The sequence below is a fragment of the Pusillimonas caeni genome (genome assembly GCF_003545815.1).
GTDB lineage: Bacteria > Pseudomonadota > Gammaproteobacteria > Burkholderiales > Burkholderiaceae_B > Pusillimonas > Pusillimonas caeni.
The window spans coordinates 409,939-431,795 of the sequence record NZ_PDUW01000002.1 but is presented as its reverse complement, the minus strand read 5'-3'; the positions used below and the strand labels follow the sequence as shown (position 1 = coordinate 431,795).

Genomic DNA, 21,857 nt, shown 5'->3' with positions numbered 1-21,857 from the left:
GCAATATCAACCACAAAAACTAAAGCATTAGAGTATGAATGGATATGAAGTAACTTGGATGCAACTTACGACATAGCTGTTAAACATGACGTCATAGTTGACTCAGTCGCGATAGCGAGCAGTTCGTTGATAAGTGCTTAGAAAGGTGATCAATAAAACGGCTGAAAGTAGTCCTGCCAAACCTGCCGCTATAGGCATAAGAACGCTCGTTATCTCGAAACGCCGGCTGGGTTCTAGTGAGGTACTTTCTATATAGGCAATTTCGAATTCTGACGGTTCGATTTTAATCGCCTTTAGCTGCTCCATCTTTCTTATCATATAGGGCAACATATATATGCGTGAATCTATTTCTAGCCGCTTTTCTAATCTAGCCAACTCGGAACGCAACGCCTTTGCCCCTCGTAAATACATTAAGTTGTCGGTGCCTAACGTGTCACGCTCCACTGCAGGCTCTGTGAGCAAAAGAAATGGGCCACCTAAAGGAGGGTTTTCCAAGCCTAATTCCTCAGCCATCAACAACGCTTCTCGGACCCGAATAGCACGTGCACGCGCTTGCTCGATAGCAACTCCCTTCATTATTTCGTGATATGCATCCATGTCATCTAAGCGGCGAGCTATTTCAGCTTGAAGATTCAGTGATAACTCAAGCTTGCCCTGTTCTATAATTCGATTTAAGTAGGCATTGGAGCGCTGGACTAGCTGATCAGACTGTGTACTAGTAAACCTAGCAATTGAAAACGGAATAACGTCCCCTTCAATCTCGGCTTGTACAAAGCCTTCAAACTCTAGCTCTTGATTTAATATGTATTCAGCAGATGAGGGTTTATGTTTTAACCGCATCCCGTTTGTCGTGTAAGCTCTTAGTTTGCCAATTACCAGGGCAAGCGCCGTTTGAGGCGATAGACGGGGAATTTCTGATAGTGACGCTCTCATTAAAATTCCCGAAGTTGCATCAGATGCGCTTTTTGCGGCTGCATTATAAGCAATCAGTGCTCTCTCCGGCACAGACATGACCTTGATTGAAACCTCGTAAAGCGCGGGCCTCGTAAATACGTAAACACAAGAAATAGCTAGAGGAATCGCAGTAATTAAGAATAACAGCCACTTTTTGCGCCATAGTTCAACAATAACGTCTCGCACATCAATTTCTAAAGGGAGTCTTGTATTCGGCCTTGGCTTCTCGCTCACTTCATCTCCAATGAGTTAAACGCCTATAATTACAATGCTGCGGCACCGGCAAAGAGCCTATTGTATTCTGACTCTCTAAGCGCTTATGATCCGCTTATAAAAAAATGTTACTGCGCTAAACTATCGAGCACCAAACCCGGAAAGCATAGTTCTAATAGTTAAAAAAACAATTAGAAAATCCAACGCAAGCGAGCAGTGTTTAATGTAATAAAAATCGTGCTCAATTTTAATACGAGTTTCTTCACTGTCAGCGGCATATCCATGTCTAACTTGAGCCCAGCCTGTAATGCCGGGCTTTACAACATGTCGATAACTATAAAAAGGGATTTTTTCGTCAAATTTTGCGACGAAACTAGGCTGCTCGGGGCGCGGGCCTATCAAGCTCATTTCGCCTTTTAATACATTGATAAATTGTGGTAGTTCATCTATCCTTAATTTCCGAATAACAGCTCCTACCCGCGTGATTCGTGGATCTTCCTCTCCTGCAAATTGCTCTACTACTTGCTTATCAAAACGCATACTACGGAACTTAAAAATAGTGAACGGTTTATTCCCTCTACCGATTCGCACTTGAGAATAAATTGGTGGGCCCGGACTTTCCATGCAAATAATCAAGGCGGTGAAAAGACCGAAGGGAATTACAATAGGAAGTGATATAACGACTATGAACCAGTCAACGGCGGCTTTTATAAACTCGTAGGTTTGAGACGGCAAAAGAGAACCTATATTGTTCTCCGACATTTTGTCTATTTTCACTCTGCCGGTTAACGATTCATATATTGTTTTTGCGTTATATACAGGCACATTTGCCAAGGCGCATCGAGTTAAAAATCTTTCTTCTTCCGGCCCAATCACTTCAAAATCAGCGACTATTCCGTCATAACGAATTCCGTTCAGATCTAAGTTAGAGATTTGGCGGGCATCACAGTCAGATAGTGCTAGGACCTCATTCGCAAACCCTCCCGTTATTACCGCAAATTTAGGGCGAAAATACGCGCGGGTTGTGATATATTCGATGTGGAACCATACCAACGCCGCAACGCCGCTAGACATAAGCAACACTCGCGAAACTTGTATACGTAGCAACAAAGCGCCGATAACCAAAATTCCATAAATAATTAATATTTGGACGGTAATTAGCGCCTGTGACCGTCCGCCAGGATAGCTTGACAATAAGCTTTTAGCCCCAAAATGGGATAAAAAGAACGCTATAGTGGTTGCTATTAATGCTGCTTGTTGGCCCGCATTTGGTTTTTGCAGCACGTCAAGCCCCCAATATACGCCAGCCGGCATGGCTACTGAGAATAGCCATCCAACGATTAAGGCGAACCACCGCGACAGCAAGATCTGCTCATGAAGCCTTTTAAAACGCCTTGCTCGTAGGGACGTCATATATTTCTAAAAAGATAAAATCCAAATGCTCAAACCCTGAGCGTTTAGGAGGTGTATTGTGCAATACAAATATTTTATTCTTCCGCGTCGTTCAGATTACCTTATATTCTAGAATAAGGAATAAATTGGAAGGATACAGCCTTCGCCATACCGAAGCTAAAGCCCGAGACAGCTAAGCGTAAACCCGACCCATATGAAACGCGAGCTTTAGTTTATTAATGCTAGGCTCTTACATTGTAGCGTCGTTCGGACGTATGGGCGTTTTGTACACACAAAGCTTTCGAGCTGCAACTGCGCAATCCTTCCTAAAGACACTCAAGAGCAGCAGCCACTTAAGCCTTGATTTCATAAGAATTTTTATGCTCGCCAACCTAACTGTGGCACTGTACGTGCTATTGCCGGTCACATTACTTAGCAGCCATTCTCTGTCTAGTGGAGTGTTCTACGCGCTGCTCCTAGCCGCCTTGATACTACTCTTCGTTAAAAACTTCACGGAAGTGGAAAACCGAACGCGTAGATACCGTTGGCTCATAGTCAGCTACAGCGTGCCGTTCATAGCCGTGGCAACATCCTCGCTATATCATGGCGAATGGGCCGGGGCGAACAGCGAGGGCGCACTAAGATTTTTTCTAGGACTGTGGTTATTGCTAACGGCTTTACCATATATTGACACTCGTCGATTGCAATATGCCATAGGAGGAGTGTACGTGGCGGGCTTAACCTCCACTATTGTTCTATTTTGGCTTATTGATAACGTGGAAGCCCGCCCCTTAACACCTGGTGTAATCCTTACTACCTATACCAGCATCATGTTGTTGCTGGGCTTTATTTCCCTTTATTCCTTGAAGTGGTCCTTGACATCTTGGCCTCGAATGGAAACTGCCATCAAGATCTTAGTAGCCGGAGCCACTTTCGCAGGGTTCTTGGCCGCTCAGACTCGTACTGGTCTGTTAGGAATACCTGTATTTGTACTACTAGGACTTGTTATTTTTGCCGGTGTTAAAAAACCTGGCCGCTTACTGACCTTGTTCTTTATCACAATCACATTAACAGTGGCGACAGTAGCTAGTAACGACGCTCTTCGACATCGCATTGTTGAAGGAATCGAACAGGTTCAAGCCTGTCATGGGGAGAACAGCACTCTCTATAGCTCAATGTGCATTCGACTTCAATTATGGCGTACAGCCATTGACGCCGGTATTAATCATCCCTGGGTAGGGCTAGGCGATGGGGGAAAATTCATTCAATATATGAAAGATGTAGCTGTACCCAAAGGCCTCGCGTCACAAGAGGTGGTCGACGAGTATTTTGGTGAGCCGCACAATGATTTGATGCTCATGTTGGTCGGTTTCGGTCTCCCTGGCGTATTGGGACTACTACTTATTTATCTAGCTCCCTGTACTTACTTCTTTCCCAGGCTGCTCAACAAAGAAGCCTCATCGCAAGCGAGAGCTGCAGCTGCGATGGGCTTAGCAGTGTGTCTTAGCTTCTTGTTGTTTGGCCTAACCGAAACCATGTTCCGCCGCATGAACACCATAGGCTTTTACACCACCATGGTGGCGCTGTTCATGGTGCTATCCGAACCTAGGCCATCACAGCAAGACAAGCCTGCTCCACCTGCTCTACCGTAATTCGCTGAATGTCGGACACAGGTCCGTCTGGTATGACAGCCCTTGTATTACTGCGCTGCCAGAACCACTCCGGGTTGGCCTCGTTGAACAGCCCTACATAGGGCACGCAGGCGTTCTGGGCTATGTGCGAGGGACCGCAGTCATTGGCCACGATCAGCTTGGCGTGCAAGGCAAGGTCGGCAATTTCAGATAGCGGCCGGCTGACCAGTAACTTGAACTCGGGGCGGTTCAATGCCTTTAGTTGAGACAGCTCTTCTTCTTCTGCCGGCCCCAACACAAAGGTAAAAGTGGTCTGGGAGCCCATGTGTTGAATCAGGCGGTCGGCCAACGCGGTGTAGTTGGGTACGCCCCAGCGCTTGAATGCGCCGGCGCCGCCGCCCACCATGAACATCACGTCGGTGTGCTCTGTACGGCCAGGCTTCTGGCCGGCCAGCCACTGAATGCAGCCCCGGGCCGCCTCCATGAGGTCGAAGGCATGCAACGTGTTCAAAAGCTGCAGGTTGGCCAGGCCGATGTAGTCGTTGATGTCCTTCTTATGTGCATGGTTCCACACAAAATCAAAGGCTCGCTTATTCTTGAAGCCCAGCCGGCTGCGGATGCGTTTCGCTGCGGCCAGTAGCGCATACTGTTCGCTGCTGTGATGCAGCGCTATGACGATGTCGGTGTCGGCGGGTATAGCGCGGTATTTTTCCCGCCAGTTGTTGGCCTGCACGAAGCGGTGCACCCAGGGCAAATGGGTGTAATGCTGTTCCACGGGGTCGTGCGCCACGACGGTGATGGGGCTGTGCGGGTACAGCTTGTTGAGCTGATGCAACAAAGGATAGGTGACGAGCTGGTCGCCGAAGAACGCCATGCTGCGAATGAAAACGACGATACCGGGCATGTTGTTGTAGACGGGTGTTATACCGGCCTGGAAGCTGTGGCGAACGCGATAATACCACCTGGGCATGCCGCCTGCTGTGTCGACCGGTATCCGCCATGGCCTTTGACGGCCTGCGGTGAGGCCCTTCCGGGCTCACAGCAGTTACAATTTACTCCGTACGACGCTAACAATATTGGAGACGCCCGTGAATAGCGTTCTGCCCACCGCACAACAGCCTACCTTGGATCAAATCGCGGAATGGCAAGCTTTTATCGAAGCGGGCCAGGCGTCCGTCGTTGATCCCGCCGGCTTGCGCGTGCTCGAGGCAGCTGGGCTTTGTCTGGACTTGACCGGTCAGATGGCTTCGCCTCAATTGGGCGAAGCGGGCCAGGCGCTGTTGGCCGCCCGGGATTTCGACCTGTACCGCGACAAGCTGCTCTCGGGCCAGTCCATCAACAATACCGAGGACCGCGCCGCCTGGCACACCATGCTGCGCGCCCCCGCCCCGGTGGAAGCAGTGGCGGCGGAGCGCCAGCGCATGAACGAGTTCATCCGCAAGGCCGATTCCGAGCGCCGCTGGCGCAACATCATTCACATCGGCATCGGCGGCAGCGACTGGGGGGTACGCCTTACCGTGGGGGCCTTTGGCTATGCGGGCACATGGCGCCGGGTGCGCTTTGCGGCCAGCATCGACGGCCACGCCATCGAGGGCGCCCTGTCCGGCCTGAACCCGCATGACACGCTCATCGTGCTGGCGTCCAAATCTTTTACCACCGCGGAAACCCTGCAGAACGGGCAGCGCGCCATCGAGTGGCAGCGCAACGCCGGTGTGGAAGACCCCTACGCCAACCTCATGGTGGTCACCGCCCGCCCCGACCTGGCCAAGGCCTGGGGCGCGCCCGAGTCGCAGATATTCCGCCTGTGGGACTGGGTGGGCGGCCGCTTCTCGCTGTGGTCTTCCGTGGGGCTGACCACCGCCCTGGCGGTGGGCTCGGACGTGGTGGCCGGCATGCATGCCGGCGCCGCCGCCATGGACGCGCACTTTGCCAGCGCGTCCTTTGAAAAGAACGCCCCCATCCAGATGGCCCTGGCCGGCATCGTCAACCGTAACGCCCTAGGCTACGCCTCGCTCAACATCGCGCCCTACGACTTCCGCTTGGCCAACCTGGTGCCCTACCTGCAGCAGCTCGAGATGGAATCTCTAGGCAAGTCGGTGGACCTGGACGGCGACCCCGTCAGCGTCGCTACCGGTCCCGCCGTATGGGGCATGCCCGGCACCGACGCCCAGCACACCTTCTTCCAGTGGCTGCACCAAAGCAGTGACGGCGCGCCGGTGGATTTCATCGTCTGCCAGGAAGCCGGCCACCACTGGCCCGAGCACCACCGCAGCCTGCTGGCCAACTGCCTGGCCCAGCGCGAAGCCCTGCTGCAGGGAAAATCGTACGAAGACGCCCTGCAGGAGTGCCTGGCCGCGGGCGTACCCCAGGAAAAAGCCGAATGGCTCGCCAAGCACCGCGTCCACCCCGGCGGCCGGCCTTCCAACCTCATCGTCCTGCCCAAGCTCACCCCCTACACCCTGGGCGCCCTGCTGGCGCTTTATGAGCATAAGGTGTTCGTGCAGGGTGTGGTGTGGGGCATCAACCCGTTTGATCAGTGGGGGGTGGAGTACGGGAAGGTGCTGGCGCAGGGTATTACTGAAGAGCTGTCAGGCGCGAAGGCCAAGGACGGCGGGCATGATGCTTCAACGGCTTATTGGGTGAAGCGGTTTTCGGGGTGATGTTTTTGCGCGCTGTCCATAGCTGAGCGGCGGCTCGTTGCGTACAGTGTGGCCATGACCTGCAACTTATGAGGAGACGCCATGGCCACACCCTCTTATACCCACTGCCCTATATTATCTGTTGTCGCCCTTGACAACACATACTGGCGTAGTCATACTCGACAACAATGAAAGCCCAATTGCTTCTTGACCACAAAACTGTGGTCTCGAACGGGGCCATCCTGCAGCTGAAGATTTGGAAAGTCCCCGAGCCAGTTCCCCCTACAACTCACGGGTTCAAGTATCGGCTGGTCTATGTCCGTAATGGCGAACGCATTGTAGGGTTCGATAATGAGAGGGGCAAAGGCGATCACATGCATCTCGATGGTGCCGAATCACCCTATCCTTTCCGTGGGATAGAGCAATTGATCGAGGACTTCATTGCGGAAGTAAACAAGCGCAGGAGGTAATCATGAAGCGAACTCTGACGATTACGACCGGGCAAAATTGGCAAGCTGCCCTACGCGCTGCGGGTGGACGGGCAAAGGTTGCGGTAGAAACAGGAAAATATCAAGGTGAAAGCCTCAACTTCGAATCTCCCGCCGCCTTTTTCGGACAATTGACCGAACGCCGCTGGCACATGATACGGGTCATGATGGGCAGCGGTACTGTCGGCGTGCGCGAACTGGCCCGGCGGCTGGACCGGGGGGTCAAGCGGGTTCACGAAGACGCTCAAGTTTTGGTCGCGCTTGGCTTGCTGGAGAAGACAGAGAGCGGGGCACTGCTGTGCCCGTTCGATGATATTCATGTGAATATGCATTTGACTCCGCAGCTTGAGGTTGCATAAGTGGCACTTATTCGTGATGAGAAACCGTCGACTCGAAGGCTCGGTGGTAGGTTATGCAGTAACCGCCGCGGCCTTGTCAATGCGCCTCCTCACATCTGCGGCACGTAACCTAACCATCAGCGCGTTAAACATGGCCCAGAGCACTCCAAACATAAACACCGTCAAAAATCCCATAATCCATCTCTGTGCCTGAACGTTCTTGTCAACAGCCGACTGAAGCTCTGGGGTGCCGAAGCTTCTGCACAAGAGATTCACCTCTTCCGCCGACAAATTTGCCTCAGAAATGTTTAAAGGGTGTACTTCACAATTTGCTTTCATCAAAACCCACGGTTTGCTGAAAGAAAATGAAAGCTCTGTAGCACGATTATCATTCACCCACACCCATGAGCCAGACTCCTTGAATCTGACAAGCATGTCATTGCTTGCCGCCCCAGCAAGCGGAAAGCAGGTAGCAATGCCAACTCCAATATATAGCAACCAGGCTAGGACGTCGCCCAATTTACTGGCTTTCTTGACTTGCCTTGTTTCCCAATTCACCCAATAACGGGCTTTCCCCATCGTTCTCAAGGTCAAACCGATTTCATCTGCCCAAGCTTTGGCCGCATACGCTGCAGGCAAACTTTCAATAGATCGGATGCCGTACATGAATTTGAAGCGCTCAAGATCAATCTGTCCTTCGTGGTATTTCCTGAGGACGTCATCACCAAAATCTTTTCGATGAATCAGACTCCAAATGCGGTCCAAGAAAATATAGCGCGCTCCTCGAAAATACAGAATGAAAGCCGCAGCGACAACCAAAAGAAAAGGCGGTACTAGCCCGATTACCTGTGCATAAGTAGAAATCGAATCCATCACGTCCATGATGCTTATCCCTCAAAGCTCCACTGAGACCCTCGTCGTGAGCGTTTTCATCAATCACCTAAAAGAAATCAACCCTGCTTTTTCAGATAACGACACGTTTGTCCAGATTTTTAAAGGTTGAGGACAGTTTCCTTTCGTTCGAACTTTCCTAGCATTCTCCATCGGCATGTGTTCTTCGGCTCGTGACAGTTAAGATGCACCCACTTCTAAGTCATTTCACACATCAGCATCCCGTATGCAGCGATCTGTAGTACTTCTCCGTACGACAAATCCATTCACCCGACGTCACGGGAAAAGCTATCTGACCATACAGTTCACGTATCGCCATCCCCTTTCGGAGCTCATGCGTGAACAAGCACGACGCCAGCTATCGTTCGCTGTTCAGCAGCCCGGCTATTGTGCGAGGGTTGTTTCAGGGCATCATCAAGGCGCAGTGGCTCGAACTGCTAGACTGGGACGGGCTCGAACCCTTGCCTACAGACTACATCAGCGACAAGCTGCGCCAGCGGCAAGGAGACATTGTCTGGCGCTTGCCCAGGTTGGATGGGCGCGACGTGTACCTGCTGCTGATGATCGAGCACCAGACCACGATAGATTTTTACATGGCGCTGCGGATCCTGACATATCTAGGTCTGCTTTACGAAGCTTTGCTGGCGCGAAAGCTGATTAAACCTGGCGAGCCGCTTCCTGTCGTACTGCCCGTCGTCATCTACAGCGGAGTGCCTCGCTGGAACGCTGCGCTCAATGTGTCCGAACTAATCGGACTCATACCCCAAGGTCCGCGCTGTTATCTGCCGCAGTTGCAGTACTTGATCGTCGATGAAGGCGCGTTGGTCGAGACCGGAAAACTGCCTCAAAATAACCTGACGGCGCTGCTATTTCGCTTGGAGCATAATCGCGGACTTCACGATGTGGAAGACCTCATTCAAAAAGTGTATAACTACACCAAGGCCGACCCTATACTGCGTCGTGCTTTCGCCAGCTGGACGCGGCATGTCCTGCTTCCCCGTGCGCTTCCCGAGATTGATATGCCGAAAGTCGATGACTTACTAGAGATCAAAGACATGCTTACTGAACATTCTCGCTCCTGGACGCATCAATGGAAGATGGAAGGCTTGGCCGAGGGTCGCCAGGAAGGTCAAGCCGTTATGCTGGGCAACTTACTCACACGCAAATTCGGCCCCCTGCCCGACTCAGTTCAACAACGACTAAAAAATGCTCAACCTGAAGACCTGCACGCTTGGTCGTTGGCCCTGCTGGACGCCAATTCGCTGGACGACGTGTTTGGCGATGGCCAGTAGTTACACCAGCGTCGTCTTCACATAAGCCAGCAACTCATCCTGAAACAATTGCGCGGCGGGCGAGAGGGTGCGGCGGCGCAGCTGGAAGATGCAGGTCTGGCGCCGCAGCGCAGGGGGGCCCAGTGGCCGGAAAACCAGTCCCACCGCGCCTGGAACATGCTGTGAGTTGGCCGGCAGAATCGATGCGCCCAATCGGTTTCGAACCATTGCGAGCACTGTCGTGTGCAAAGAAACCTCATGAATCTCGCTGGGTACCAGTTTCAGGGCCGCGAGATGCCGGTCGATTTCCTGTCTGATGGGGCTGCTGCGCGACAAGGCAACGAAGGGCTGCTCGCAGATCTGCTTCCACGATAAGGTCTTGCGTTTGGCCAGGGGATGGTCCTTGTGGACCACGGCCACGTAGTGATCCGAGAACAAGGGGGTTTCGAGGATTTCTTCAGTGCTGTCCAGCCGGGTGCCGATGCCCATGTCGACGTCGTCGTTCAGTATGTGCTGGTGGATGTCCTGCTCGGCGACATCCCTCAATTGCAGCTTGATGCCCGGATACTGGTCATAGAACCGCCTCATGAAGGGGCAGAGCAGAATGGCCGACAGCACGGTTCCGCTCGCCACCGTGACACGCCCCCGCCGGTAGGCGGGATAGTCGCGGGTCTGCTCTACCGTCGCCTCGATGTCGGCCAGCACGCGGCGCGCCATGCCGAGCAGTTCGCGCCCGGCGTCGGTCAGCTCCACCATGCGGGTGTGGCGGTTGAATACGCTGGCGCCCAGTTCGCGTTCCAGGTCGCGGATGAGCATGCTGAGCGCGGCCTGGGTAATGTGTATATGCGCGGCGGCCCGGGTGTATTGGCCGTGGTCGGCCACGGCCACGAAGGCGCGCAGCTGTCGAAGGGTGATATTCATTCAAGCGCGTTCTATTTATAAGATTAGCTGAAGAATTAATAAGATAAATCGAATTGTACTTACTAATCGCATGGGGTTAAATAGCCCCGACAGGGGCAGGAAGGGGCCCCGCTTCCAAATAAATATAAGCAGGAGCAAGCGGATGGCGGACACCATGAACGGACGAACCATTATCGTGACGGGCGCCGGGGGGAATATCGGCCTGGCGTATTGCGATGCCCTGGTCAAGCAGGGGGCCAACCTGGTCATGGCGGACCTGGTCGACCTGTCGCCGCAGGCCGACAAGTACCGGAGCGGCGGGGGCAGCGCGATAGCCGTTCGGGTGGACGTCGCCGACAATGACTCCACGCAGGCCATGGCGCAGGCCGCGGTGCAGGCGTTCGGCCGTATCGACGGCATCATCAACAATGCGGGCTTTTTCAAGAACTGTACTTTTGGCTCGTTCATGGACATTCCGGCCGAGGAATGGGACCGCTGCTTCGCGATCAACGTGCGCGGGCTCTGGCAGTGCTGCAAGGCCGTGGTGCCGCAAATGAAGGAACAGGGCTCGGGGAAGATCGTCAATATCTCTTCGAACACGCCCTACAAGGGCATACCCAATTTCTTGCACTATGTGTCGTCCAAGGCGGCCATCGTAGGCCTGTCGCGTTCGCTGGCGCGCGAAGTGGGGCCCTTCAATATACAGGTCAATACCCTGTGCCCCGACTTGATTCCCGACGCCGACATCGAGGCCAAGCAAGGTTCGCAGGCCGATATACGCACGGTGGCGGGACGCTGCCTGCAGCGCACGCAAACGCCGCAAGACATGGTGGGCGCCGCGCTTTTCCTGTTGAGCGACGGCTCGGATTTCATTACGGGGCAAAGCCTGCTGGTCAACGGCGGCGCCCACTTTCTATAGGGAAGAAGCCATGTCCATGTCTCCTGAATCGGCTGCCGGCACGCTGTACGAAGCCTTGCGCCGGTTTTGGCATCCCGTGGCCTACAGCGCTCAACTGCAGGACAAGCCGGTGGCCGCCACCCTGCTGGGCCGGCGCCTGGTGGTCGCAAGGCTGAACGGCAAGGCGCAGGCGATGGAATCGCGCTGCCCGCACAAGGGCGCGAACCTGTCGCTGGGCGCCATCGTCGGCGACACCCTGGAGTGCGCCTACCATGGCTGGCGCTTCAACCATCAGGGCCGCTGCGTGCTGACCCCGGCGCGCGAGGAATTGACGGACACCATGCGCGCTTCGGTGCAAACCTACGCCACCACGGAATCGGCGGGCATGGTCTGGGTCTGTCTTGAAGAGCCGGAATTCCCGGTGCCGGTCTTCCCCGAACTGGACGACCCCGAATACCGCGTGCTGCAGGGCGAAGCCTACGACTGGAAAACCAGTACGCCGCGCCGGCTCGAAAACTTCGTCGACTTCAGCCATTTCGCCTACGTGCATGACGGCACGATAGGCAGCCGCTCGAACCCGCGCGTGGACGCCGTGGATGTATGGCGCGAAGGCCATGTGCTGCGCTTCGACCGCTGCGGTGTGAAAGAGCCCGGCGCGGGCCTGAAGAAGAAGCTGCTGGGCCTGACCGAAGACTGGTACGAGCCGGTCAACGAGTACCACGTCACCATGCCGCACACCGTGCACCTGAAGCGCACCTTTCCCAACGGCAAGCGTTATGTGCTTTTCATGGCGGCGAGCCCGGTCGACGAAACCACGACGCGCAGCTTCTGGTGGCAGGCGCGCGACTTCGGCACCGAGCCCGAGCACGATGCCTTCTTCCAGGACTTCGAGGCCGAGGTGCTGGCCCAGGACAAACCCATCATCGAATCGCAGCTGCCTGTGTGGATCAATCTGCGCGGGGCGGCGCCGGAAGAACGCGAACGGCCGCTGCGGGATGCCGATGTGGTTACCGTCGAGTACCGCCGCTGGCTGAGCGAGCTCTGTTTCAGCAAGGCCACGGCATGAGCGCCCCGGTTGAAAGCGCCGCGGTCAGGCATTTGTATTTTTCGGGCGAAGCGGGAGACATCCACGCGCTCGAGTTCGGCCATGACGCCTCCAGGCCGCCGGTGCTGCTGCTGCATGGCGTTACAGGGGCGGCCTGGATATGGCATGACGTCGCCCAGGCGCTGGGCAGGCGCCGGCGCGTCATTGCGCTCGACTTGCGCGGACACGGGCAAAGCGCCAGGTCGGCTTCGCGACAGTATGCCACCGCCGACCATGCGCGCGATCTGGCGCGGGTGGCGGACCAGCTCGACGTCCCGGCGCTCGATCTGGCCGGGCAGTCGTGGGGAGCGCTGATCGCCGTGCACTATGCCAGCGGCCATCCGGGCAAGGTCGGCCGCCTGGCGGTGGTCGACGTCGAGCCCAGCTTCGAGCAGGCCGAGGACGCTGTCCACCCGCGCCCCCGGCTCTTCAACGATATCGGCGAAGTCCTGGACTGGGAGCGCAACGCCAACCCGTCGGCGCCGGAATCCCTGCTGGCCTTGTGGGCCCGGCAATCCGTCCAGCACGGCGCGGAAGGCGGCTGGGTGCGCCGGCACGATCCATTCTTCTTTGAACGGTGGCCTTTCCGCCGCGACGACCTATGGAATGCACTGCCGGGCCTGGACATGCCCTCGCTGCTGGTTCACGGCAGGCGCAGCTTCGTGCGCGAACCTGTCATGCGCGACATGGCCGCCAGAATGCCGGACGCCCGGCTGGAAATCCTGGACAGCGGCCATCTCGTACCCCTCGAAGCGCCGCAGGCGCTCGCCGCACTGCTTGAGGAGCACTTCGCCTAGAGCACAATACATTCTTTAGGTTGTGACGTAACCGTTGTTCAATACAGAGACCAATAAGAACGGGGAAATCCCGGCATTCTGGAGACATGAACGTGAATCATCGCAACGTAAACAACGGGGTCGACACGATCCTTCCCATGGGGAAAATGTTCACCCTGGGGCTGCAGCATGTGCTGGTGATGTATGCCGGCGCTGTCACGGTCCCCCTCATTGTCGGGGGCGCGCTCAATCTGTCGACCGAACAGATCGCCCTTCTGATCAGCGCCGACCTGCTCTGCTGCGGCATTGTTTCATTCCTGCAGGCTTTCGGGATCGGGAAGTGGATGGGCATCCGCCTGCCCGTCATGATGGGCATCTCTTATGCCGGCATCGCGCCGATGATCGCCATCGGGCTCATGCCGGACATGGGCCTGCCCGGCCTGTACGGGGCCATCATCAGCGCCGGGGTGATCGGGGTGCTGATCGTGCCGCTCGTCATTAAATTGTTATGGTTGTTTCCCCCCCTGGTCACCGGCACGACGCTGACGTCGCTCGGCACCGGGCTGTTCAGCGTCGCCATCATCTGGGCGGGCGGCGGCTATGGGGTGGAAGACTTCGGCGCTCCGCTGTACCTGGGCTCGGCGGGCCTGGTGGTGGTGGTGACGCTGCTCGTGGCTCGCTGGGGCCGGGGCTTTCTAAGCAGCTTGTCGATTCTTATCGGCCTGGCCGCGGGCCTGCTGCTTACCATCGCGCTGGGCGAGGTCAGCTTCACCGGGGTGGCGGAAGAGCCCTGGGTACGCATGGTCAAGCCCTTCCACTTCGGCTACCCGGTATTCAGCTGGAGCACGGCCCTGACCATGACTTTGGTCGTGATCATCACCATGATCGAGTCCATCGGCCTGTTCTTTTCGCTGGCCATCATCCTGAACCGCCGCCTGAGCACGGACGATTTCAAGCGGGGGTTGCGCACCGACGCCGTGGGCGCCATCGTCGGCGGCGTCTTCAATACTTTCCCCTATACCTCTTACGCGCAGAACATCGGCCTGGTGGGCATTACCGGGGTGCGCAGCCGCTGGGTCTGTATCGCTGCCTCTGTGATACTGGTGGCCCTGGCGCTGTTCCCCAAAATGGCGCATGTGGTCGCCGTGATTCCGCAATATGTGCTGGGCGGAGCCGCGCTGATCATGTTCGGCATGGTGGCCGCCTCGGGCGTATGCATATTGCAATCGGTCGACTTCAAGAACAACCGGCACAATCTGTTCATCTTCGCCATCAGCATGGGCGTGGGCCTGATCCCCATGGTGTCGCCCAAATTCTTCAGCGCCGCGCCCGAATTCCTGGCTCCCTTGCTGAACAGCGGCGTACTGTTGTCGGCCATTTCCGCCATGGTCTTGAATCTGTTCTTCAACGGCATGGACAAGGGCTCGATCGAGCTGCTGGACAACCTGGACGCTTCAGATGACGCGGAACCTCCGGCGGTCGCATCGGGCGAGCCGCTGGCTCACATGACAGGACCCAAGCCATGACACAACACTGCGATGTGCTGCTGCGGGGCGGCGTGGTGGTCACCATGGACGACGCGCGCCGCGTCATCGAGCACGGGGCGGTGGCCGTGCGGGGCAACCGCATCGCCGCGGTCGGCACACAGGCCGAGTTGAGCGGCTGGCAGGCCGACAGAACGATAGACTGCTCCGGGCAAGTCGTGATTCCCGGGCTGGTCGACAGCCACAACCATCTGTTCCAGGTGGCTGGGCGCGGCCTGGGGGACGGCATGGCCCTGTGGCAATGGCTGAGCGAATTCATGCTGCCCCTGGCGGCGGGCATCCGCCCCGAAGAAGCGGTGGCGGCGGTGCGGGTCGGGGCGCTCGAGGCGCTGTCGTCAGGCACCACCACCATCATCGACAATCATTACGCGCCCAACGACGCTGCAACGACATTGCAGGTTGCCGCGGCGCTGCATGACATGGGCCTGCGCGGCGCCATCGCTCTCGGCGTCTTCGGGCCCTTCACCGACATCGCCCGCGACAACCAACTAAGCCCCCTGCTGTTCCAGAACTCCACCCGTCATGAAATAGACAGCATGCGCGAATGCCTGACCGAGTGGCGCAGCGACCGCGTCCAGATCTGGCCCTCTCCCATCAATGTCATCTACAACGACCAGGACCTGGTGCGCGGCCTGGTCGAACTGGCGGACGAATTCAACGTGCGCTGGCAGACACATTGCTCGGAAGCCCTAGTCGACCCTGAAATCTATCTGCAAGCCTATGGCCTGCGGCCCTTCATCTGGATGGAAAAGGAAAGGCTGCTGAGCCCCCATGCTTCGTTCGCACACGCCATCTGGCTCGACGACGCCGAGATCGAGCGCATCGGGGGCAGGCAGTGCGGCATCGCGCACAACCCGATGTCCAACGAATACCTAGCCTCCGGCGCCATGCGCCTGCGCGACGCCCGCAAGGCCGGGGCCACGATCGGCATGGGCGCCGACGGAGCCGCCGGACACCTCATGGATATGTTCCAGATCATGCGCCAGATGGTTTATGTGCAGCGCCTGCATACGCTGGATCCCGAAGCCACGTTCGCCGAAGAAGCCTTTGAACTGGCGACCCGGGGCGGCGCCCAGCTGGCCGGCATCGACGCCGGCTGCCTGGAGGCCGGAAAGCTGGCCGACATCGCCGTCGTGTCGCTGCGCGGCGCCCACATGGCGCCCTGTTTCAACCCGGTGGCCAACCTGGTGTATTGCGCCTCGGGCCGCGACGTCACCCTGACCATGGTCGACGGCCGCGTCGTCTACGAGAACGGCCGCGCCACATTGGTCGACCACGAAGAAATCGTCCGCAAGGCGCACGAGCATTGCAATGCGGTGATCAAGCGCTTGAACATTCCAACCCGCCGCGGGCAGGCCGCGTTGCCGCAATAGCGGAGGGCATCAGCGCCACTTATCCCCTTGCCGCTGGGCATCGATCGGCTTCGTGACGCTCTCGCACGATAAGGCCAGACAGAGATGTAGGCTTGGCAACGTCCCGTATTGCCATAAAATGGGCCAACCGGCGCGCTCCAGCGGCCGCCACTGCCCTTTCAATGGTTGCACCGAGGACACCGCCTGCGCATGACCGAAGCCGCCAGCATCGCCGACGCCCACGAAACCTTCGTCCACGTTCGCATCATCATCGGCATGATCCTGGGTATCAGCGTCTCGCGACTGGTAACGGGCATGACGCGCTTCGTGCAGCACCCGGGGCGCGAGCGCGCTTATTCGGTGCATCTGGCCTGGGTGGTCTTCGTACTGCTGTTCATTATCCACTTCTGGTGGTTCGAGTTTTCGCTCGTGAAGATCCAGACGTGGTCGTTCGCCGCGTATTTCTTCCTGATCATCTACGCCGGCACATTCGCGGTGCTGGCCGCCATGCTGTTTCCCGACCATATCGACGAGTACAACGGCTTCCGGGGCTACTTCCAGGCGCGACGCAAATGGTTCTACAGCGCCCTGCTGATCCTGTTCGTGCTGGACGTGGTCGATACCCTGCTGAAGGGCAAGGCCTACTACCACGAACTTTACGACTGGGACTATCCCCTGCGCCAGGGCCTGTTCATCGCCGGCACCGCCGCCGCGCTGTTCGTCCGCTCGGAAAAATACCAGGCCGCCCTGGTGTACCTGGCCCTGCTCGTGCAGATCGTATGGATCATCAGCCTTTTTGAGTTTTTGCACTAAGAAGACGCTGCTCGAGCGGCGCTAGACGCCGATGTAGCGCTGCCATAGCTCAGGCTGCCCGGCCAGCTCCCGCGAGCTGCCGCGCCAGACCACGCGGCCGCGCTCAACGATGGTGTGCCGGTCGGCCAGGGCCAGCAGCCGCTGGACGTATTTGTCGATGACCAGTATGGTCTGGCCCTGTTCGCGTAAGCTGGACAGGCACTGCCAGATTTCCTCCCGGATCAGGGGCGCCAGGCCTTCCGTCGCTTCATCCAGAATCAGCAGGTACGGGTTGGTCATCAAGGCCCGCCCTATCGCCAGCATCTGCTGCTCGCCGCCGGACAGCTGGCTGCCCATATTGCCCTGGCGCTCTTGCAGGCGCGGAAACAGATGATAGACGCGCTCCAGCGTCCAGGCGTCGCGCTGCTGGCAGCGGTTGGCCGCAAAGGCCAGCAGGTTCTCGCGCACGCTGAGGTTGGGAAAGATCTGCCGGCCTTCCGGCACGAGCGCCATCCCCATGCGCGCGATGCGGTCGGGCGCCAAGGCCTCTATCCGCTCGCCGCGAAAGCGGATGCTGCCTCGGCACGCCCGCGTCAGGCCCAGAATGGAGCGCACGGTCGTGGTCTTGCCCATGCCGTTGCGTCCCAGCAGGGTCGCCGCCTCGCCCGCGTCTATCGCCAGATCCATGCCGAACAGGATCTGGCTGCTGCCGTAGGCCGTCTCGATCCCTTCCACTTCCAGCAATGCGCTCATACAGCCTTCCGCGCGGCTGGGACGCCCAGGTCCTTGAACTGCCCGGCTTCGTCATCCCCCAGATAGGCGCGCCGCACGTCCGGATTGCTGCGGATGTCCTCGGGCGAGCCCGTGGCGATGATCTTGCCGAACACCAGCGTGGAAACGCGATCGGCGAGGCGGAATACGGCGTCCATATCGTGCTCGACGAGCAGCATCGTGATCTCTCCCTTGAGCGACAGCAGCAACTCGACCATGCGCCCGGATTCGTCCGGCCCCATGCCGGCCATGGGTTCGTCAAGCAGCATCAGGCGCGGCCGCAGGGCCAGCACCATGCCCACTTCGAGCTGGCGCTGCTCGCCGTGGGAAAGATTGCCCGCCAGCCTGTCCTGGCGTTGGGCCAGGCCCACCCGCCGCGCCACCTCGGCCGCGGCTTCGTAGCGCTCGCGCTCCGCGCGGGCCGGACGCCAGAAGCGCATGTTGCCGCCCGAGCGGGACTGGATGGCCAGCGCCAGGTTGTCCAGCACCGACAGGCGCTTGAATATCGATGTGATCTGGTAAGAACGCACCAGGCCGGCGTGCACGCGCCTATGCATGGGCCAATCGGTCGCGTCGGCGCCGTCGAAGACTATGCGGCCGCCGGTGGGCGCCAAGGCGCCCGACAACTGGTGGATCAGGGTCGTCTTGCCCGCGCCGTTGGGGCCGATCAAGGCATGCAGCTCGCCTTCCCGCACCTGCAGATTGGCGTGGTCGGTGGCCACCAGCCCGCCGAAGCGCTTGACCAGGTCGCGCACGTCCAGTATCGCCTTGGCCGCCGTCATGCTTTCGCCTCCTGTGTGCGCCGCCACCGGCCCAAGCGCCGCGGCAGGCTGAGCAAGCCGTTGGGCGCCACGAGCACGACCAGCAGCAGCAAGGCGCCCAGATAGAACTGCCAGTGCACGGTATAGCCCAACAGGGTCTCCTCGACCAGCAGCAGCGCCGCGGCGCCGAGCAGCCCGCCGTACAGATAGCCCACGCCGCCCAGGATCACCATGATCAGCAGCATGCCGGACTGGCTCCACTGCATGGCGGCCGGGCTGACGTAGTTGGACTGGTTGGCCAGCAGCGCGCCGGCCAGCGCCGCCATCGCGCCGGCCAGCGTAAACGCCGTCAGCTTGTAGCGGTACACCGGGAATCCCAGCGCTTGCATGCGCGTCTCGTTCTCGCGTATGCCCATCAGCACGTGCCCGAAACGGGCATTCAGCAGGCGCTGGATGAGGATGAACGCCAGCACGAACAGGGCCAGCACGACATAATAGAACTGTGTGTCCGACGCCAGATCCAGCCCCAGGCCCAGTTCCGAACGCTGCATCAGCGACATGCCGTCCTCGCCGCCGTAGGCCTTCAGGGACACCATCAGGTAGAACAGCATCTGCGCGAACGCCAGCGTGATCATGATGAAATACACCCCCTTGGTGCGCAGGCTGATGGCGCCTATCGCCAACGCGAACAGGCCTCCCAGCGCCACCGCCAGGGGCCAGCCGACCCAGGCCGAGGCGAGGTCGTACTGCATCAGAATGCCCACCGTATAAGCGCCTATGCCCACGAACGCCGCGTGGCCGAAACTGACCATGCCGCCGAATCCCAGGATCAGATTCAGGCTGGTGGCGGCCAGCGCGAAGATCAGGATGCGGCTGGCCACCGCAGTAAAGAAGTCCATTTCCAGCGCTTCCAGCAGCCAGGGCAAGGCCGCTGCCATCAGCAGTAGCGGCACGGCGACCGCCGCGTGCAGGCGATGGTCCAGAATGCTCTTGTGCTCGGCCATCGCCTACCCCCTCGCCGGAAACAAGCCGTCCGGCTTGAAGAACAGGACAGCCGCCATCAGGACATAGACGAGGATGGACGCGACCGCCGGGCCGGCGTTGGCGGCCAGGTCCGGCGCCATGATGCGGGCGAAGAACAGTGGAATCAGCGTTCGGCCGGCCGTGTCCACCAGGCCTATCAGCAACGCCCCCAGCAACGCGCCCCGGATGGAGCCGATGCCGCCTATGACGATGACCACGAAAGCCGGGATCAGAATGCTTTCGCCCATGCCGACCTGCACCGCCAGAATGGGCCCCAGCATGCCGCCGGCCAGTGCGCACAGGCCGGCGCCGAAGACGAACAAGGCGGTGAACAGCCAGCGCACGTTCGTGCCCATGGCCAGGGCCATCTCGCGGTTGGACGCGCCCGCCCTGACCTGCATGCCGAGGCGGGTACGCGTGATCAGCAAATACATCAGGCCCGCCACCAGCAGCCCCACCAGTATGATGAACAGGCGGTAGGCGGAATAGGACAGGCCCGGCAGCAGCGTCACCGGGCCGGCCAGCGCGGCGGGCGCATTGAGCTGCATGGGCTGGGTGCCCCAGATCATGCGCACCGCCTCGTTGGCCATCAGCAGAATGGCGAAAGTGCCCATCACCTGAGCCAGATGGTCGCGGTGATAAAAGCGCTGGAGTATGGTTCTTTCCAGCAGCATCCCGATGACGCAGGTGGCGGTGATGCCCGCGCCCAGCCCCAGCCAGAACGATCCGCTGGCGGCCGCGATCGTGGCAATCAGGTAGGCGCCTATCATGTACAGCGAGCCGTGCGCCAGGTTGACCATGTCCATGATGCCGAACACCAGCGTCAGGCCGGCGGCCAACAGGAACAGCATCAGGCCGAATTGCAGGCCGTTCAGCAGTTGTTCGAGTATCAGTATCGAATCCATATCCGAGGCCTGTTCAGCCGCCCATGCCGCACTCTTGCGCGTAGGCGTCGCCATGCTTTTCCATCACCGTGCCGATCAGCTTGTTGGTCACATGCCCCTGGTCGTCCTTGATGACCTGGCGCAAGTAGTAGTTCTGGATCGGAAAGTGATTGGTGTTGAACGAGAACGGGCCGCGCACCGAGGTGAAGTCGGCCTGCTTCAAGGCCTTGCCCAGCGCTTCCTTGTCCTTGAGATTGCCGTTTACCTGCTCGATGGCGGCGCCGATCAGCTGCGCCGTGTCATAGCCGCGCGCGGCATACGAGGAAGGCATGCGCCCGTACTCTTTCCGGAAGTCGGCCACGAAACGCCTGTTGGCATCGTTGGGCAGGTCATGGGCCCACAGGTCGGCATTGAACATGCCCACGGCCGCGTCGCCCACGGCGGACAGCACGTCCTCGTCGGCCGAGAAGCCCGGCCCGAACAGCGCGATCTTGTCGCCCAGGCCCGCGCTGGTGAACTGCTTGATGAAGTTGATGCCCAGGCCGCCGGGCAGGAAGAAGAACAGCGCGTCCGCGCCCGAGGCGCGTATCTGCGACAGCTCGGTGCCGTAATCCAGCTGCTGCAAGGGCGTCAGGATCTCCGCCGCGACGTCGCCTTTGTAGTAGCGCTTGAAACCGTCGATGGCATCGCGCCCGCCCGGATAGTTGGGCGCCAGCAGCGCCACCTTCTTGAAGCCGCGGTCCTGCACGACCTGGCCCACGGCCTCGTGCATATTGTCGTTCTGGTACGAGGCGCTGAAGAAGTACGGATTGCATTGCTTGCCGGCAAGCTGAGAAGGCCCGGCATTGGAGCTGATGTAATAGGTCTTGCTCGCGAAAATGGGCGGCGCCACGGCCAGCATCACGTTGGAGAAGACGATGCCGGTCATGAAGTCCACTTTTTCGCGCTTGATCAGCCGGTCGGTGGTCTGCTTGGCCGCATCCGGGCTTTGCTGGTCGTCCATGACGATGACCTTGGCGTCCAGGCCGCCCAGACGGCCCTCATTGTGCTTCAGGGCGAGATTGAAGCCGTCCCGGATGTCCATGCCCAGCGCCGACGCGGGCCCGGACAGCGTGCTCAGGAAACCGATTTTTACGGTATCCGCCCAAGCGGGCTGGGACACGCCCAGCGCCGCGATCAATGCCGCCGTGCCGAACGCGGCACGGGAGGTTCCGAACATCGTCATGATTGAGTCTCCTGGTATGTTTGACTGCAA

21 protein-coding genes are annotated in these 21,857 nt (G+C 58.6%); 11 read left to right on the top strand and 10 right to left on the bottom strand.

Annotated features, from left to right (window positions below):
- Positions 1–102: 102 nt before the first annotated feature.
- Positions 103–1,188, bottom strand: coding sequence for a Wzz/FepE/Etk N-terminal domain-containing protein (locus CSC67_RS05735; protein ID WP_167752770.1), 1,086 nt, complete (start codon positions 1,186–1,188; stop codon positions 103–105).
- A gap of 120 nt (positions 1,189–1,308) precedes the next feature.
- Positions 1,309–2,580, bottom strand: coding sequence for a sugar transferase (locus CSC67_RS05730; RefSeq protein ID WP_118993555.1), 1,272 nt, complete (start codon positions 2,578–2,580; stop codon positions 1,309–1,311).
- 707 nt (positions 2,581–3,287) lie between these two features.
- Here CSC67_RS05730 and CSC67_RS05725 point away from each other — a divergent pair.
- Positions 3,288–4,211 (top strand): O-antigen ligase family protein, encoded by a 924-nt coding sequence (locus CSC67_RS05725; RefSeq protein WP_167752769.1) that lies wholly within the window; start codon positions 3,288–3,290, stop codon positions 4,209–4,211.
- Here the strand turns inward: CSC67_RS05725 and CSC67_RS05720 are convergent.
- Entirely contained in the window at positions 4,165–5,160 is a 996-nt protein-coding gene (locus tag CSC67_RS05720; RefSeq protein WP_118993553.1) for a glycosyltransferase family 9 protein, read from the bottom strand. The two genes, CSC67_RS05725 and CSC67_RS05720, sit on opposite strands and share 47 nt — an antisense overlap.
- A 118-nt stretch (positions 5,161–5,278) precedes the next feature.
- On the opposite strand from CSC67_RS05720, the gene pgi reads away from it, so the two are divergent.
- The 3 genes from pgi (at position 5,279) to CSC67_RS05705 (ending at position 7,676) form a co-directional block, all read left to right on the top strand.
- A complete protein-coding gene (gene pgi / locus CSC67_RS05715) occupies positions 5,279–6,850 on the top strand; it encodes a glucose-6-phosphate isomerase (RefSeq protein ID WP_118993552.1) in 1,572 nt (523 codons plus the stop codon).
- 167 nt (positions 6,851–7,017) lie between these two features.
- Positions 7,018–7,299: a toxin-antitoxin system TumE family protein gene (locus tag CSC67_RS21515; RefSeq protein WP_118993551.1), complete on the top strand. Its 282-nt coding sequence runs from the start codon at positions 7,018–7,020 to the stop codon at positions 7,297–7,299.
- Between the two features lie 2 nt (positions 7,300–7,301).
- Positions 7,302–7,676 carry an HVO_A0114 family putative DNA-binding protein gene (locus CSC67_RS05705; RefSeq protein ID WP_118993550.1) on the top strand — a complete coding sequence of 125 codons (375 nt, stop codon included), beginning with the start codon at positions 7,302–7,304 and terminating at the stop codon, positions 7,674–7,676.
- Positions 7,677–7,727: 51 nt separating this feature from the next.
- Here CSC67_RS05705 and CSC67_RS05700 read toward each other — a convergent pair whose 3' ends face one another.
- Positions 7,728–8,537: a DUF6216 family protein gene (locus CSC67_RS05700; protein ID WP_118993549.1), complete on the bottom strand. Its 810-nt coding sequence runs from the start codon at positions 8,535–8,537 to the stop codon at positions 7,728–7,730.
- Positions 8,538–8,884: 347 nt separating this feature from the next.
- On the opposite strand from CSC67_RS05700, the gene CSC67_RS05695 reads away from it, so the two are divergent.
- Entirely contained in the window at positions 8,885–9,838 is a 954-nt protein-coding gene (locus tag CSC67_RS05695) for an Rpn family recombination-promoting nuclease/putative transposase (protein ID WP_118993548.1), read from the top strand.
- Here CSC67_RS05695 and CSC67_RS05690 read toward each other — a convergent pair whose 3' ends face one another.
- The gene (locus CSC67_RS05690) at positions 9,839–10,738 is read right to left on the bottom strand and encodes a LysR family transcriptional regulator (RefSeq protein WP_118993547.1); all 900 of its coding nucleotides are present in this window, start codon (positions 10,736–10,738) and stop codon (positions 9,839–9,841) included. It abuts the gene before it with no gap.
- Positions 10,739–10,892: 154 nt separating this feature from the next.
- Here CSC67_RS05690 and CSC67_RS05685 point away from each other — a divergent pair, with 154 nt between their 5' ends.
- The 6 genes from CSC67_RS05685 to CSC67_RS05660 all read left to right on the top strand — a co-directional run bounded on the left by CSC67_RS05685 (position 10,893) and on the right by CSC67_RS05660 (position 17,184).
- A complete protein-coding gene (locus CSC67_RS05685) occupies positions 10,893–11,636 on the top strand; it encodes an SDR family NAD(P)-dependent oxidoreductase (protein WP_167752768.1) in 744 nt (247 codons plus the stop codon).
- Positions 11,637–11,646: 10 nt separating this feature from the next.
- A complete protein-coding gene (locus tag CSC67_RS05680; protein WP_118993545.1) occupies positions 11,647–12,681 on the top strand; it encodes an aromatic ring-hydroxylating dioxygenase subunit alpha in 1,035 nt (344 codons plus the stop codon).
- Positions 12,678–13,496, top strand: a complete 819-nt coding sequence (locus CSC67_RS05675) for an alpha/beta fold hydrolase (RefSeq protein WP_118993544.1) — start codon at positions 12,678–12,680, stop codon at positions 13,494–13,496. The genes CSC67_RS05680 and CSC67_RS05675 overlap by 4 nt, the downstream gene beginning before the upstream one ends.
- A gap of 86 nt (positions 13,497–13,582) precedes the next feature.
- Positions 13,583–15,001: a nucleobase:cation symporter-2 family protein gene (locus CSC67_RS05670; RefSeq protein ID WP_118993543.1), complete on the top strand. Its 1,419-nt coding sequence runs from the start codon at positions 13,583–13,585 to the stop codon at positions 14,999–15,001.
- Complete coding sequence (locus tag CSC67_RS05665) at positions 14,998–16,392, top strand: amidohydrolase family protein (protein ID WP_118993542.1); 1,395 nt, start codon at positions 14,998–15,000, stop codon at positions 16,390–16,392. The genes CSC67_RS05670 and CSC67_RS05665 overlap by 4 nt, the downstream gene beginning before the upstream one ends.
- A 189-nt stretch (positions 16,393–16,581) precedes the next feature.
- Positions 16,582–17,184, top strand: coding sequence for a hypothetical protein (locus CSC67_RS05660; RefSeq protein WP_118993541.1), 603 nt, complete (start codon positions 16,582–16,584; stop codon positions 17,182–17,184).
- A 21-nt stretch (positions 17,185–17,205) separates the two neighbouring features.
- Here CSC67_RS05660 and CSC67_RS05655 read toward each other — a convergent pair whose 3' ends face one another.
- The 5 genes from CSC67_RS05655 to CSC67_RS05635 are packed head-to-tail and all read right to left on the bottom strand — an operon-like array spanning position 17,206 to position 21,827.
- Positions 17,206–17,916, bottom strand: a complete 711-nt coding sequence (locus tag CSC67_RS05655) for an ABC transporter ATP-binding protein (RefSeq protein WP_118993540.1) — start codon at positions 17,914–17,916, stop codon at positions 17,206–17,208.
- Positions 17,913–18,716 carry an ABC transporter ATP-binding protein gene (locus CSC67_RS05650; RefSeq protein WP_118993539.1) on the bottom strand — a complete coding sequence of 268 codons (804 nt, stop codon included), beginning with the start codon at positions 18,714–18,716 and terminating at the stop codon, positions 17,913–17,915. The genes CSC67_RS05655 and CSC67_RS05650 overlap by 4 nt, the downstream gene beginning before the upstream one ends.
- Positions 18,713–19,699, bottom strand: a complete 987-nt coding sequence (locus CSC67_RS05645; RefSeq protein ID WP_118993538.1) for a branched-chain amino acid ABC transporter permease — start codon at positions 19,697–19,699, stop codon at positions 18,713–18,715. Before CSC67_RS05645 ends, CSC67_RS05650 begins: the two co-directional genes overlap by 4 nt.
- 3 nt (positions 19,700–19,702) lie before the next feature.
- Positions 19,703–20,623: a branched-chain amino acid ABC transporter permease gene (locus tag CSC67_RS05640; RefSeq protein ID WP_118993537.1), complete on the bottom strand. Its 921-nt coding sequence runs from the start codon at positions 20,621–20,623 to the stop codon at positions 19,703–19,705.
- Between the two features lie 13 nt (positions 20,624–20,636).
- The gene (locus tag CSC67_RS05635) at positions 20,637–21,827 is read right to left on the bottom strand and encodes an ABC transporter substrate-binding protein (RefSeq protein WP_118993536.1); all 1,191 of its coding nucleotides are present in this window, start codon (positions 21,825–21,827) and stop codon (positions 20,637–20,639) included.
- Between the last annotated feature and the right edge of the window lie 30 nt (positions 21,828–21,857).

Coding starts and splice junctions, on each gene's coding strand:
- CSC67_RS05730 (WP_118993555.1), bottom strand. CDS start 2,580: ATGACGTCCCTACGAGCAAGGCGTTTTAAAAGGCTTCATGAGCAGATC.
- CSC67_RS05720 (WP_118993553.1), bottom strand. CDS start 5,160: ATGCCCAGGTGGTATTATCGCGTTCGCCACAGCTTCCAGGCCGGTATA.
- CSC67_RS21515 (WP_118993551.1), top strand. CDS start 7,018: ATGAAAGCCCAATTGCTTCTTGACCACAAAACTGTGGTCTCGAACGGG.
- CSC67_RS05705 (WP_118993550.1), top strand. CDS start 7,302: ATGAAGCGAACTCTGACGATTACGACCGGGCAAAATTGGCAAGCTGCC.
- CSC67_RS05700 (WP_118993549.1), bottom strand. CDS start 8,537: ATGGACGTGATGGATTCGATTTCTACTTATGCACAGGTAATCGGGCTA.
- CSC67_RS05690 (WP_118993547.1), bottom strand. CDS start 10,738: ATGAATATCACCCTTCGACAGCTGCGCGCCTTCGTGGCCGTGGCCGAC.
- CSC67_RS05685 (WP_167752768.1), top strand. CDS start 10,893: ATGAACGGACGAACCATTATCGTGACGGGCGCCGGGGGGAATATCGGC.
- CSC67_RS05680 (WP_118993545.1), top strand. CDS start 11,647: ATGTCCATGTCTCCTGAATCGGCTGCCGGCACGCTGTACGAAGCCTTG.
- CSC67_RS05675 (WP_118993544.1), top strand. CDS start 12,678: ATGAGCGCCCCGGTTGAAAGCGCCGCGGTCAGGCATTTGTATTTTTCG.
- CSC67_RS05670 (WP_118993543.1), top strand. CDS start 13,583: ATGAACGTGAATCATCGCAACGTAAACAACGGGGTCGACACGATCCTT.
- CSC67_RS05665 (WP_118993542.1), top strand. CDS start 14,998: ATGACACAACACTGCGATGTGCTGCTGCGGGGCGGCGTGGTGGTCACC.
- CSC67_RS05660 (WP_118993541.1), top strand. CDS start 16,582: ATGACCGAAGCCGCCAGCATCGCCGACGCCCACGAAACCTTCGTCCAC.
- CSC67_RS05655 (WP_118993540.1), bottom strand. CDS start 17,916: ATGAGCGCATTGCTGGAAGTGGAAGGGATCGAGACGGCCTACGGCAGC.
- CSC67_RS05650 (WP_118993539.1), bottom strand. CDS start 18,716: ATGACGGCGGCCAAGGCGATACTGGACGTGCGCGACCTGGTCAAGCGC.
- CSC67_RS05645 (WP_118993538.1), bottom strand. CDS start 19,699: ATGGCCGAGCACAAGAGCATTCTGGACCATCGCCTGCACGCGGCGGTC.
- CSC67_RS05640 (WP_118993537.1), bottom strand. CDS start 20,623: ATGGATTCGATACTGATACTCGAACAACTGCTGAACGGCCTGCAATTC.
- CSC67_RS05635 (WP_118993536.1), bottom strand. CDS start 21,827: ATGACGATGTTCGGAACCTCCCGTGCCGCGTTCGGCACGGCGGCATTG.